The following is a 12162-nucleotide window of genomic DNA, read 5'->3' as shown; positions in this document are numbered from 1 at the left end:
ACGCATAACACATTTTTCAAATGGGTAAAAATTGTTGAAAATAATAAAAAGAAGTGACAAAAAAAGTAGACTTTTTTGACCAATTAATAAATCCGGGCATTTTGCTGCATTTCCCCCAAAAATGCCCCGATATTTAATCTTTTAATCTTTTTTATCAGTATAATTCATATGGCTATAAAAGTCTACTTAATAAATCGCAAAAAATTTACTGATCGCAAAAGTCTACTTTTTTTGTCACTTCTTTTTATTATTTTCAACAATTTTTACCCATTTGAAAAATGTGTTATGCGTAATATAAAGCCTGCGCGCCGCCTCTCTTCCGCTGATTTTGCCTTCCTTCCAGATATTGTAAATATCCGCAAAATCAGCAGGCATCTCTTTTTGGGGCCGCCCAAAGCGTATCCCGCGCCGATGGGCGGCGGCAATTCCCTCCGCCTGCCTTTGGCGGATATTTTCGCGCTCGGTTTGCGCCACATAAGACAATAGCTGCAATACAATATCCGCAATCAACGTTCCCGTAAGATCCCTTCCCTGCCGCGTATCGAGCAGCGGCATATCCTGTACGACGACCTGCACGCCTTTTTCCTTGGTAATCATCCGCCATTGATCGATAATCTCCTCATAATTCCGCCCGAGGCGGTCAATGGAGTGTATGACCAGTAAATCACCTTTTTTCAGCTTCCTGATAAGCCTTTTATATTGCGGCCGGTTAAAATCCTTTCCGCTCAGCTTATCCAGATAAATATTCTTTTTTGCCACCGGAAATCCCAGCAGCGAGATCATTTGCCTGTCCTCATTCTGATCCTTTGTAGAGACTCTCGCATAGCCGTAAGTGCCCATTTTTTAACCTCCTGTATTTTGATCCGGCACTCCACAGAATATCATCTTTCGTGACAATTCGGCATTAAAAGAACATTTGTACGCACGCAGCCTTTTTTAGCGCATAAAAAAATACGCTGGTTTACAGCGTATTTCCAACTTTGTACTTACTTTTTAAAGATAAAATTTTAATCTACCGCATCCATTTTATAGCAATTTGTCAAAAGGTTGGTTACAAACTGTTGGTATAAATTGCATATGCAAGCGATTTATCGTAAGTTTTACATAACCTGCTTTTCGTTAAATCGCTGTAATATTTGATAGAGCTTTGAAACGGGCAACCCTACCACGTTAAAAAAGCAGCCTTCTATACGGGCTATAAATTTCGCGGCGCCGCCCTGAATGGCGTAAGCGCCCGCCTTATCCATGATGTCCTCCGTACGCAGGTAATGCTCCAGTTCCTCTTTGCCGACCGTGTTGAAAGTTACTGCGGTGGAACACACCTCGCTCACGCGCACATCCCCTTTGATGACACAAACACCGGTATGCACAAAGTGCGTTTGCCCGGACATTGCTCCAATCATCCTGCGCGCATCCGCAAGGCCTGCGGGTTTGCCGAATATTTCTCCGCCCGCCTCTACGACTGTGTCCGCGCCGATCACCACATCGTGGGGATTGCTGCGCGCAACGTCCGCCGCTTTTTTCTCGGCCAGAAAGCGCACAAGTTTTTTGGCGTCTGCAATTTGTGCGTCTTCATCCACGCAGCTTACCACTACTTTAAAATCGTCCGTAATCAGATGCAGCAGCTCTTCCCTGCGCGGGGAAGCCGAGGCCAGGATGATCATTTTGCCACCATGCTGATCGCATCCAGCTTGCACGCTTCTTCACACAAGCCGCATCCGCGGCACAGGTCTGTCACCTTATGCGTCATTTTCAATTCCCCTTCGATTGCACCGAACGGGCATGCCTTCGCGCACTGCGTACAGCCAACGCACTTTTGCGGGTTGATCTTCGCTTTCAAGTCGGATTTTGTCGTTAAGATACATTTGCGCGGACATTGCTCCACGCAAAGCCAACAGCTCCTGCATTTGTCCATGTCGATCACCGGCAGGTTGTTTTCCATTGTAATCGCTCCAAACGGGCACAGGCTCGCGCATTTTCCACAGCCAATACAGCCCGCACTGCAGTTTTCCATGACTTCCCTGCCCCTGCCTGTATTGGTGCACGCCGTATAAACGTCTACGTCGCGCTCCAGCACCGCAATCGAGCTCTGCGGGCACTGCTCCACACACCGTCCGCAGCCCGTGCACTTGTCTTCGTCGATAAACGCAATCCCGTCCGGGCCCATTGTGATTGCGTCAAATTTGCACACCTTCGCGCACGTTCCGAGTCCAAGGCACGCAAACTTGCAGGCTTTAAAGCCACCGGCGATCGAATATGCCGCACGGCAATCAAGCGCGCCGTCATACTCAAATTTATTCTTGCAGTGTCCTTCGCTTCCAAGGCACATGATACGTGCAATCTTCGGCTTCATTTCACCGACGGAAACACCCAGTATCTCCGCAATGTCCTTTGCCTTGTCCGAAGAGAGCACAGCGCATGCGCTCACCTCCGCCTTGCCTGCCCCAAGCGCTTCCGCCAGACCGTCGCATCCCGGGAAACCGCAGCCCCCGCAGTTTGCGCCCGGCAGGTTTTCACGTACCAGGACTACCTTTTCATCTTTTTCCACAGCAAATTTCTTGGAGGCCACGCCCAGCATAATGCCAAAAACGGCTCCAAGCCCTCCTAATACTACTATTGACCAAATAATCGGCTCAAACATAATTACCTATACCCTCTTCGTTTGTTTGCTTTCCTGTTTTTTACTTCGCCTGTAAAAATCCCAGACCTACACCAGCCCTGAGAAGCCCATAAACGCAACGCTCATCAGCGACGCAGTTATGAGGGCAATCGGGAAACCCTGGAACGGCTTTGGTATCGACGACAACTCCAGACGCTCACGTATTCCCGCAAACAGAACGATTGCAAGCGTAAACCCAAGCGCTCCGCCCACACCGTTTACAAGGGATTCCACAAGGTTATAATTTTCCGTGATATTGAGGATCGCAACTCCGAGCACCGCACAGTTCGTCGTAATCAGCGGCAAATATACCCCCAAACTCTGGTACAGCCCCGGGCTTGTTTTTTGCAAAACCATTTCCACCAGCTGTACAAGGGCCGCGATTACAAGGATAAAGGCAATCGTCTGCATATATCCCACACCCAGCGGCACCAATACGTAATACTGCACCAGCCACGTAATCAGCGACGCCATTGCCATGACAAATGTAACTGCCATACCCATTCCAACTGCCGTTTCCACCTTTTTCGATACGCCGAGGAACGGGCATATTCCCAAAAAGCGCGACAGTACAAAGTTGTTGACCAAAATCGAGCTCAAAAGGATGGTTAGAATTCGAATAAACATATCCATTATTCACGCACCTCCCCTGCTTCGATTGCTTCTTCTTTTTTCTTTGGCTGCACTTTCTCGCGCATCAGCACAATTTTATTGATCAGCGCGAGCAACAGTCCGAGTACCAGGAATCCACCAGGCGCGAGGATAAACATCAGTGCCGGCGGGTAATCCGCCCCAAATACGGAAATGCCGAAAAGCGAGCCTGCTCCAAGCAACTCACGTACCATAGCAATCAACGAAAGCGAGCAAGTGAAGCCTACGCCCATGCCGATCCCGTCTATCATGGAAGGTATTACGCTGTTCTTTGCCGCAAATGCTTCCGCGCGCGCAAGAATAATACAGTTTACCACAATCAACGGGATAAAAATTCCAAGCGAAGCGTCGAGCGCCGGAATAAAGGCCTTCAGCACCATCTGTACCACCGTAACAAACATCGCGATCACCACGACGTAGCATGGAATCCTCACTTTTTCCGGTATAAAGTTCCGCAGCAGGGAAATCAGCATATTCGAGCACATCAGCACGAATATAACCGCCGCGCCCATGCCAAGCGCATTTGTCACAGAGGTCGTAACGGCGATTGTCGGGCACATTCCAAGCACCAGGCGGAACGTTGGATTTTCATTCAGGATACCGTTTACAAAAACGCCTTTCATCATTTTCTTATCCACCTTGCTCACGCCCCCTTTCCGAGATACTGCTCAGAGAATTCACGCACAAGATTAACGGCGTTTGTAACGCCCTTACTCGTGATTGTCGCGCCGGTAAGCGCCTGTATTTCATTTTCCGCTCCACTGGGCGTTTTACCTATGGTAAGCGGCCCGTCCGTACCGATAAACTGGTCGAGAAAATCCGGCTTTGTCGCATTTGCTCCAAGGCCCGGCGTTTCATCGTGGCTGACAATGGTAACGCCCATTACCTTTCCATCCGTGGAAAGGCCGATCGTCAGCGAAAGCCCGGGCTTATAACCCTTGGTGACGATAGAAAACGTATAGCCGACTGCCTGTCCGTTTGCCGTTCCTTCATAAACTTCCTGTATATCGGAATATTTTTCCCTGTCGTAATCGATTCCGTCGAGCGCAATCTGTTTGAAATCAGTCGCGTCCGGCAGCACCATCTGGCGTGCTTCCGTCGCTTTTTTGATCTCCTGCTGCTCGATCGGCCCCTTTGTGATCCCGTACACAAGCCCTAATATGAGGCCTGCGCATACCGTAATGATCACAAGCCGCAGGGTAAGGTTAAAAATGCTGTCATTCTTTGCTTTATTCATTGACCTTTTGCACCTCCCCGAACACCTTGGGACGCAGCGCCTTATCAAGCAGCGGCGTCAAAAGGTTCATAAACAATATGGAGAAGGATACGCCCTCCGGATAGCCGCCCCACAGCCTGACGACCATTGTGATTACACCACAGCCAATCCCAAATACAATCTGCGCTTTTGGAGAGGACGGAGACGAAACATAATCCGTCGCCATAAAAAACGCGCCGAGCATCAGCCCGCCCGCAAACAGCTCAAATAAGATCATTTCCGGCTTGCCGGTTAAAAGCGTAATCAGCGCGACGGTGCCAAGGTAGGCAAGCGGTATCCGCACGGAAATAACCTTGCGTATCATCAGGTATACCCCGCCAATCAGGAGCGCGAGCACACTTGTCTCCCCCATACTGCCGCCGATATTGCCAATAAACATATCGTAGAGCGCCGGCGCTGTGGTCGCGCCCTCCTTCAATGCGGCAAGCGGGGTTGCGCTGGCCACGGCGTCCACACCTGCAAACGGGGCGATAAACGTCGTCATTGCGACCGGCCATGAAATCAGCAGGAAGCAGCGCGCCGCAAGCGCGGGATTCATAAAATTATGTCCGAGGCCTCCAAAGCACTGTTTCACGATAATGATCGCAAACGCACTCCCGCACACCGGAAGGTACCACGGTACATTCGGCGGCAGGTTCAGCGCCAGCAGGACGCCTGTTACCACTGCGGATAAATCACTGATCGTGACCGCTTTTTTTGTGAAAAACTGAATTGCAGCTTCGCAGCCAACCGCACTGCCCACACATAATGCGATGGTCGTAATGCAGCCGATACCAAAGAAATAAACCGCGGCAACGCACGCCGGAATAAGCGCAATCAGGACGTCAAGCATAATACGCGTGGTGCTTTGGTTTGATTTGATATGCGGCGAACCAGATAAAATCAACTCTTGTTGCATAGCATTTCCTTTCTCGATTCTTTTATCCAATAATTTTTTAATAACTCATTTACTCTGCCGCTTCGCGCTCCGCCTTTTCCTGTTCGGCTTTGCGCCGTTCCTTCATGCGCTGCACGCTGATCATGTCCTTTGCAAACTTAATATTCTGGGCAATCGGTTTTTTAGCCGGGCAGATATAACTGCAGCAGCCGCAGCTCATGCAGTCCATCGCGTTATATTTCTCCGCTTTTTCAAAATCTTCAAAAACAGCGGAGGCGGAAATCATCATAGGCATTAAATTCATCGGACATACGTCCGCGCATTTTCCGCATTTGATGCAGTTTGTTTCCTTCTGCTTTTTGGTATACTGCGAATCCAGAACCACGAGCCCGGAAAAACCTTTCGTGACCACGCAATCAAGCGTAGGCAGCGGCAGCCCCATCATTGGCCCGCCGGAAAGAATTTTCAAGGGTTCGCTCGATGGTCCGCCCACATATTCGAGCACCTCCCGCGCGCTTACGCCAAAACGCACCAACAGGTTTTTGGGATTTTTAACCGCGCCGCTCACTGTCACAACGCGGCGGTAAAGCGGCTCTCCTACGCAAAACGCATCTGCAATCGCCTTTGCCGATCCGACGTTCACCACCACTACGCCTGCGTCCATCGGCAGTCCTCCCGCCGGTACGACACGGCCTGTAATTGCGTTAATCAGTTGCTTTTCAGAGCCCTGCGGGTATTTTGTTTCCACGTCGACAACCCGGATGGCGTGGGTATCCACCGCCGCGGTCATTTTCTGAATCGCCTCCGGCTTATTGTCTTCAATCCCTACAATCGCTTTTTTGATTCCAAGGGCGCGCATCAATATCTTCACACCCATAATCACACGCTTGGGGCATTCCACCATCAGGCGGTAATCCGCAGTCAAAAACGGCTCGCATTCCGCGCCGTTTAAAATCAGCAGGTTTACGCTTTTTCCTTCTGGCGGCGATAATTTCACATGCGTTGGAAAGGTTGCCCCGCCCATACCGACATTACCGGCCTCCTTGATGCGTTCAATAATCTCCTGCGCAGAAAGCGCCTCAATATCCTCTTCCCGGAAGGGGAGCGCTTCATCCTTAAAATCATTTTCGATCACGATTGCCTGAACCGGTTTTCCGTTCGCACCGGTAATCTGCGTAATCTCCATCACCACGCCTGAAACGCTTGCGTGCACCGGCACGCTCACAAACCCCTGCGCTTCGGCTATTTTCTGACCCAACAGAACGCGCTCGCCCGTCTTGACAATCGGCTCCGCGGGCGCGCCGACATGCTGCGAAAGCGGAATTTTTACGATATGCCCTGCGGGCATTTCCTCGATCGCACACTTCTCGGTCAGTTTCTTTCCTTCATATATTTCTTTGAGCGGATGAACGCCGCCCTTAAACGTAAGGCTCATAGTAACCTCCCCCAATTTGCTAAACGCTAAAAATCATTATAGCACAACGGCTTTTTTTTCTAAAGTGTTAATCAATTTTTTTCATATGAATCTGCAAGGCACGCCTTCCTGCGCTGTTTTCTCATTGTTTTTCAGGCCTTTCAGGGATACTGGATTTTTCAGGCCTATTTTATTTATATCGACATAAATGTAAAATTGTTTCGTAAAAAATTATTAAGAATCGATTTTATTGAAATCATATGACCGCTGCTTTATAATAATGAAAGAAGCGGAGGTCTTTTTTATGAACGGAATTGTCCCAATTATTATATTATTGATTGCCCTTGTCCTAGGAATCCTGTATTGTTTTTGGGGCTACAAATACCTGAAGGTCATTATTTTCCTGTATGCCTTCTTCATGGGCGCGTACTATTCTTATACCCTTGTGGGCACCTATTTGCCGGACGCAACCAACTGGCTCTGGCTGATCAGCCTGATTATAGGCCTTGTTTTTGCATTGTTATCGTTTTTCTTTATCAAATTTGCAATATTCGTAGTAGGCGGTATTGTCGGCCTGCTCGTTTATGGCCTGCTGCGCAGCGGCTTCGCTGAAACGTTCTCCTCGATGGATCCAATGACGCTGTTCATTATCGGCCTTGGGCTGTTTGTGGTGTTCGGTGCGATCACGCTTGCCTCACAGCGGCATTTTGTAATTATTTTCTCGGCTATTTTCGGCGGATACACCATTATCCACACAGTGGGCATCATCATCGGCCTGTTTTTCAATTCAGGACTTCTATCCACCATCACCTGGGGCAACTACCAGCAGGTGTTTGAGTCGATCAGTATTTTTCCCGCGGGAGCTACGTGGGCGCTCGTCATTCCCACCGCTGTGTTTGCGATTGCCGGAATGGTGGCGCAGTACAGGTTTACCGCTCCAAGCCGCAGGAAATAGCGCAAAATAAAATTCCCTGTTGTCACGTAATCATTACGGTGGTATACTGGGATACGGATAAAGGAGAGAACGCTTTATCCGTACAACTCCATAAAAATGTGCAGAGTAGGTTTTGCGCGTCAAGTGTATAAGGATGGGATGTCGCCTTATAACGAAAAGGCCTTTGGCCTTGCGGTTCAAAACTGCGTCCGCTGCTCACAAAAGAATCCGCCGGTTGTGCGTCGTGCGGGCAATATCTTTCTTTTGTAGAGGCGTGCCATTTTTTTACGAAAGGAAGGTATTTTTTTATGTCCAGAATTTCATCAAAAACAATGCGTATTGTCTATTACGCCGCGTTGATTGCGATTGCAATCATCCTTGGTATCTTTTCGCCCTATCTGGGCCCGCAGATCAAGCTTTCCCTTGCGCCCATTGCCGTGATGTTCGCCGGCGCGATTTTGGGGCCGGTCGCCGGAGGTGTTATCGGTTTTTTATCAAATTTTATATCATTTTTTGTAAACCCCTTTAATCCAGGCGGCGCGTTTAATCCGGGCCTCGCCCTCACAATGGCTCTTTACGGTATTGCTGCGGGATTGCTTTTTTACAAAAAGGAAAAAATTTCCTTTCCCAAGGTTTTTATCTCGATTTTAGTGATCCAAACCGTTTTTTCGGCGCTTCTCAACACATTCTGGCTGTCGCTGTTTTTGGGCGCGCCGTATCTGGAGCTGATGATATCGCGCCTGCCCACAACATACATTACCTGCGCTGTTTATATCTGCGTCATGTATGTTCTGCTGCGCAACAAGGATAAAATATACAGGCCGCTTGTAACGACTTGAACCAAAAAGGAAAAGGCCGCACATCCGCGGCCTCTTTTTTTGTCCAGAGACGAGAAAAACCGATTCTTACGAATCGGTCTTCCAAAAAATAATAAAAGGGTGGGGATTGACATATCTTAAATCGCTCTAAGATATGCTCTTATTCTATAACAGTTTCTGTTATTTGGCAAGGGGTATTTTATGAATAAATTATGAAATTATTCACATTCCTTTTTTATTGTTTCCTCCTCCGCTTTGTGAAGCCGCCTTTGCACATAAGTTGGTAATGCAAAGCACCCTTTGTGAAGCTTTGTATTGTAGTAATTTGTTTCGATTCCAAGTGCGTTCCAGGCTGCTTCATCAAAAACAAGCGGATCCTTTTTCTTGGACGCAAACCCAAACAGCCAGTGCCCGGACGCATAGGTCGGCATATGGAACTGATACACCCTGCACACAGGGAATACCGCGGCAAGCTTTTTGTGCGCGCGCTCCATCTCCAGCGCGTCGCCTTCATAATAGGGGCTTTCGTGCTGATTGATCATCACGCCGTCCTCCGTAAGCAGGCGAAAGCAGTCCTCATAAAACCGCATGGAGAAAAGCCCCTCTCCCACGCCGACAGGATCTGTGGAATCTACCAAAACCAGATCATATTGCTCCTTCGCATCCCGCACAAACGCAATCCCGTCGCAAAAATGCAGCGTTACCCGCCCGTCGTCAAGTTTTCCCGCCGTCTGTGGCAGATACTCCCTGCAAAGGGAAACCACCTTTTCGTCAATTTCCACCATGTCGATCTTTTCAATCGTCCTATAACGCGTCAGCTCGCGCACAGCGCCGCCGTCGCCGCCGCCGATCACAAGCACACGCTTCACGTCCGGCTTCACAGCCATGGGCACGTGTACCAGCATTTCGTGGTAAATAAATTCGTCCCGCTGTGTCATCATGATAAACCCGTCCAGCGTAAAAAACCTTCCAAATTCATAAGAATCGTAAAAATCAATTTTCTGGAACTCGCTCTTTGTGTCGACCAAATGTTCCCTGATTTTGATTCCAAATTTTGCGCTATCCGTAAAATATTCGTAAAACCAGTTATCCTTCGAAATTTTTGCCATAAAAAATCTCCTGCATTTCGCGCTCCAGGTTCCGCTCGATCCTGCTGCGCGTCTTCTCCTTTAAATCAACCGCATCCAGATTGAACAGGTAATTATCCAGATCATATTCCCTGAGCATCATACTCGTGTGGAAAATACGTTCCTCATATAAATTCACATCGTAGGTATCGTATTTTTTCAAAATATCATGCGGGATAAAATCCTGGATGGACATAATATCGTGGTCCATAAAAATCTTCCCGCCGCTTTCGCTGCGCGTAAAGCCGCGCACACGGTAATCCATTGTTATGATATCAGAATCAAAGCTCTTGATCAGCTTTTCCAGCGTGTTGAGCGGCGATATCTCCCCGCAGGTAGAAACGTCGATATCCGCACGGAAAGTGCACACGCCGTTGTGCGGATGGCTTTCCGGATAGGTATGCACGGTTAGATGGCTTTTATCGAGATGCCCAACGAGGCTCGCGGGAATTTCTTCCTCCGCAATGAGCATCGTGACCGACGCCCCCTGCGGCTCATAATCCTGCTGGGCAATGTTCAGCACATGCGCGCCAATCCGCTTTGCGACGTCTTTTAAAATCGCAGTCAGCCGCTGCGCATTATAGTATTCGTCGATATATTCTATGTAGCTTTGCCTGTCCTTTACTGTGTTTGCATAACAGATATCGTATAAATTAAAACTCAACGTTTTTGTCAGGTTGTTGAATCCATAGAGCTTGAGCTTTTGCAACGCCATTCCTCCCATGCGCCTGTGATTTACCTATTATATCACTATTATTCATGAAATTAAAACACCTATCTGCTTGTTTGCCACAAACAAAATTTTGCCCCATAAAAAACGCAGCGGATTTTTCACGCTGCGTCTTGTATATTGTGCGCCTGTTTCTTTTTGTGTCCCCGCCATGTTTCCGGCAAACTCTCAGAATGGGTTTTCCGTTTTATAAAGCATTCCGGCAGGATGGTTAAACGCAATATCCTCCACGCCGAGGTAATTCATGACCGTGTACAATGTTTTACCCACATGCCCAAACGCAACCGCGCCATGGTGCGGATAGTGTTTTTCGATCAGTACGTGCCTGTAAAAACGCCCCATCTGCGGAATTGCAAATATACCAATTCCTCCAAAGGAACGCGTCGCCACCGGCAGGACCTCTCCCTGCGCGATATATGCCTGCATCCTGGTGTCCGCATTGGAATGGATACGGAAAAATGTGATTTCGCCGGGGGCAATGTCCCCTTCAAGCGTTCCCCGCGTTACATCCGGCTCGCCGCCGTCCTCGAGCAGCCTGTTCTGGATCAGCTGGTATTTCACCGCTCCTTCCGAAAGCTTGCAGAAAGGCGTATTCCCGCAATGGAAGCCCATAAAGGTATCCCTTATGGTATAATCATACTTTCCTTTGATATCCTGTTCAAAAAGGTCTTCCGGCACAGAATTGTTGATATCCAGAAGCGTAACCGCATCCTGCGTAACGCACGCGCCGATGTATTCGGAAAGCGCGCCATAAATATCCACCTCACACGCCACAGGAATCCCCCTTGACGCCAGCCTGCTGTTGACATAGCATGGCTCGAAGCCAAATTCCGTCGGGAACGCTGGCCAGCATTTGTTTGCAAAGGCCACATATTCGCAGGCGCCTTTATGGTCGTTCATCCAGTCCAGAAGCGTCAGCTCAAACTGTGCCATGCGCGGCAATAAATCCGGGTAATGGTTGCCATCGGCTCCCAGTTCCCGCGCCATGTCCTCAACGATGCCGTTGATCCGGTCGTCGCCCTCGTGCTTGCGGTAGGAAACAAGCAAATCCAGCTCTGAGTTCTCTTCGATTTCTATCCCCATATCGTATAACCCTTTGATGGGCGCGTTGCACGAAAAAAAGTCCTGCGGCCTCGGCCCAAAGGTTATGATTTTAAGGGAAGAAATCCCAATAATCGCCCTTGCGGTTGGTATAAAATCCGCGACCATACGCGCGACATCTGCCGCCGTACCCACAGGGTATTCCGGGATCACTGCCCTCAGGTTGCGAAGGCCCAGGTTATAAGAGCAGTTCAGCATCCCGCAGTATGCGTCTCCCCTGCCCTGGATTAAGTCCCCTTCTTCCGCTGCAGCCGCATACATCACAGGCCCTTTAAAATTCTTTGCGATCAATGTTTCCGGCGTTTCCGGCCCGAAATTCCCAAGGAACACCATGAGCGCGTTACAGCCCGCAGCCTTTACCTCATCGACGGCTTTGAGCATATCGGTTTCATTTTCCACCGTTGTCTTCGCTTCAAAAACATCAATGCCCTGCTCTTTCCTGCACGCCTCCACCACGGCGCTTCTTCTCCTTTCGGACAGCGATATGACAAAGCAATCCCTGCTTACCGCAATCACGCCGAGTTTTACCTCCGGCATATTTTTCATCATTTCATTACCCTCCTTGCCTATTGTCA

13 protein-coding genes and 1 riboswitch are annotated in these 12162 nt (G+C 49.0%); of the genes, 2 read left to right on the top strand and 11 right to left on the bottom strand.

Annotated features, from left to right (window positions below):
• Positions 1 to 234: 234 nt before the first annotated feature.
• From CHK_RS15210 to rsxC, 8 genes are all read right to left on the bottom strand, one after another.
• Positions 235 to 840, bottom strand: coding sequence for a recombinase family protein (locus CHK_RS15210; RefSeq protein ID WP_046444904.1), 606 nt, complete (start codon positions 838 to 840; stop codon positions 235 to 237).
• 260 nt (positions 841 to 1100) lie between these two features.
• Positions 1101 to 1664 (bottom strand): Maf family protein, encoded by a 564-nt coding sequence (locus CHK_RS15205; RefSeq protein WP_046444903.1) that lies wholly within the window; start codon positions 1662 to 1664, stop codon positions 1101 to 1103.
• Complete coding sequence (locus CHK_RS15200; protein ID WP_046444902.1) at positions 1661 to 2641, bottom strand: RnfABCDGE type electron transport complex subunit B; 981 nt, start codon at positions 2639 to 2641, stop codon at positions 1661 to 1663. Before CHK_RS15200 ends, CHK_RS15205 begins: the two co-directional genes overlap by 4 nt.
• A 66-nt stretch (positions 2642 to 2707) precedes the next feature.
• Positions 2708 to 3286: an electron transport complex subunit RsxA gene (gene rsxA / locus CHK_RS15195; protein WP_046444937.1), complete on the bottom strand. Its 579-nt coding sequence runs from the start codon at positions 3284 to 3286 to the stop codon at positions 2708 to 2710.
• A gap of 5 nt (positions 3287 to 3291) precedes the next feature.
• Complete coding sequence (gene rsxE / locus CHK_RS15190) at positions 3292 to 3936, bottom strand: electron transport complex subunit RsxE (RefSeq protein WP_052740650.1); 645 nt, start codon at positions 3934 to 3936, stop codon at positions 3292 to 3294.
• A 17-nt stretch (positions 3937 to 3953) separates the two neighbouring features.
• Positions 3954 to 4547, bottom strand: a complete 594-nt coding sequence (locus tag CHK_RS15185) for an RnfABCDGE type electron transport complex subunit G (protein ID WP_046444901.1) — start codon at positions 4545 to 4547, stop codon at positions 3954 to 3956.
• On the bottom strand, positions 4540 to 5484 hold the full coding sequence (locus CHK_RS15180; RefSeq protein ID WP_046444900.1) for an RnfABCDGE type electron transport complex subunit D: 945 nt from the start codon (positions 5482 to 5484) through the stop codon (positions 4540 to 4542). The genes CHK_RS15185 and CHK_RS15180 overlap by 8 nt, the downstream gene beginning before the upstream one ends.
• A gap of 49 nt (positions 5485 to 5533) precedes the next feature.
• Positions 5534 to 6898, bottom strand: a complete 1365-nt coding sequence (gene rsxC, locus CHK_RS15175) for an electron transport complex subunit RsxC (protein WP_046444899.1) — start codon at positions 6896 to 6898, stop codon at positions 5534 to 5536.
• 283 nt (positions 6899 to 7181) lie between these two features.
• Here rsxC and CHK_RS15170 point away from each other — a divergent pair, with 283 nt between their 5' ends.
• Together CHK_RS15170 and CHK_RS15165 are read left to right on the top strand one after the other, a co-directional pair.
• A complete protein-coding gene (locus tag CHK_RS15170) occupies positions 7182 to 7832 on the top strand; it encodes a TM7S3/TM198-like domain-containing protein (protein WP_046444898.1) in 651 nt (216 codons plus the stop codon).
• A 99-nt stretch (positions 7833 to 7931) separates the two neighbouring features.
• A riboswitch (THF riboswitch) is annotated at positions 7932 to 8028 on the top strand.
• 91 nt (positions 8029 to 8119) lie between these two features.
• Positions 8120 to 8650 (top strand): folate family ECF transporter S component, encoded by a 531-nt coding sequence (locus CHK_RS15165; protein ID WP_046444897.1) that lies wholly within the window; start codon positions 8120 to 8122, stop codon positions 8648 to 8650.
• Positions 8651 to 8847: 197 nt separating this feature from the next.
• Here the strand turns inward: CHK_RS15165 and speE are convergent, their stop codons facing one another.
• The 3 genes from speE to CHK_RS15150 all read right to left on the bottom strand — a co-directional run bounded on the left by speE (position 8848) and on the right by CHK_RS15150 (position 12136).
• The gene (gene speE / locus CHK_RS15160; RefSeq protein WP_046444896.1) at positions 8848 to 9738 is read right to left on the bottom strand and encodes a polyamine aminopropyltransferase; all 891 of its coding nucleotides are present in this window, start codon (positions 9736 to 9738) and stop codon (positions 8848 to 8850) included.
• On the bottom strand, positions 9716 to 10471 hold the full coding sequence (gene speD, locus CHK_RS15155; RefSeq protein WP_046444895.1) for an adenosylmethionine decarboxylase: 756 nt from the start codon (positions 10469 to 10471) through the stop codon (positions 9716 to 9718). The genes speE and speD overlap by 23 nt, the downstream gene beginning before the upstream one ends.
• A gap of 183 nt (positions 10472 to 10654) precedes the next feature.
• Positions 10655 to 12136, bottom strand: coding sequence for an L-fucose/L-arabinose isomerase family protein (locus CHK_RS15150; RefSeq protein ID WP_046444894.1), 1482 nt, complete (start codon positions 12134 to 12136; stop codon positions 10655 to 10657).
• Between the last annotated feature and the right edge of the window lie 26 nt (positions 12137 to 12162).

This window comes from Christensenella hongkongensis (assembly GCF_000981035.1).
Classification (GTDB): Bacteria; Bacillota; Clostridia; order Christensenellales; family Christensenellaceae; genus Christensenella; species Christensenella hongkongensis.
This window is presented reverse-complemented; position numbering and strand designations above follow the sequence as displayed.

Coding starts and splice junctions, on each gene's coding strand:
- CHK_RS15210 (WP_046444904.1), bottom strand. CDS start 840: ATGGGCACTTACGGCTATGCGAGAGTCTCTACAAAGGATCAGAATGAG.
- CHK_RS15205 (WP_046444903.1), bottom strand. CDS start 1,664: ATGATCATCCTGGCCTCGGCTTCCCCGCGCAGGGAAGAGCTGCTGCAT.
- CHK_RS15200 (WP_046444902.1), bottom strand. CDS start 2,641: ATGTTTGAGCCGATTATTTGGTCAATAGTAGTATTAGGAGGGCTTGGA.
- rsxA (WP_046444937.1), bottom strand. CDS start 3,286: ATGTTTATTCGAATTCTAACCATCCTTTTGAGCTCGATTTTGGTCAAC.
- rsxE (WP_052740650.1), bottom strand. CDS start 3,936: ATGATGAAAGGCGTTTTTGTAAACGGTATCCTGAATGAAAATCCAACG.
- CHK_RS15185 (WP_046444901.1), bottom strand. CDS start 4,547: ATGAATAAAGCAAAGAATGACAGCATTTTTAACCTTACCCTGCGGCTT.
- CHK_RS15180 (WP_046444900.1), bottom strand. CDS start 5,484: ATGCAACAAGAGTTGATTTTATCTGGTTCGCCGCATATCAAATCAAAC.
- rsxC (WP_046444899.1), bottom strand. CDS start 6,898: ATGAGCCTTACGTTTAAGGGCGGCGTTCATCCGCTCAAAGAAATATAT.
- CHK_RS15170 (WP_046444898.1), top strand. CDS start 7,182: ATGAACGGAATTGTCCCAATTATTATATTATTGATTGCCCTTGTCCTA.
- CHK_RS15165 (WP_046444897.1), top strand. CDS start 8,120: ATGTCCAGAATTTCATCAAAAACAATGCGTATTGTCTATTACGCCGCG.
- speE (WP_046444896.1), bottom strand. CDS start 9,738: ATGGCAAAAATTTCGAAGGATAACTGGTTTTACGAATATTTTACGGAT.
- speD (WP_046444895.1), bottom strand. CDS start 10,471: ATGGCGTTGCAAAAGCTCAAGCTCTATGGATTCAACAACCTGACAAAA.
- CHK_RS15150 (WP_046444894.1), bottom strand. CDS start 12,136: ATGATGAAAAATATGCCGGAGGTAAAACTCGGCGTGATTGCGGTAAGC.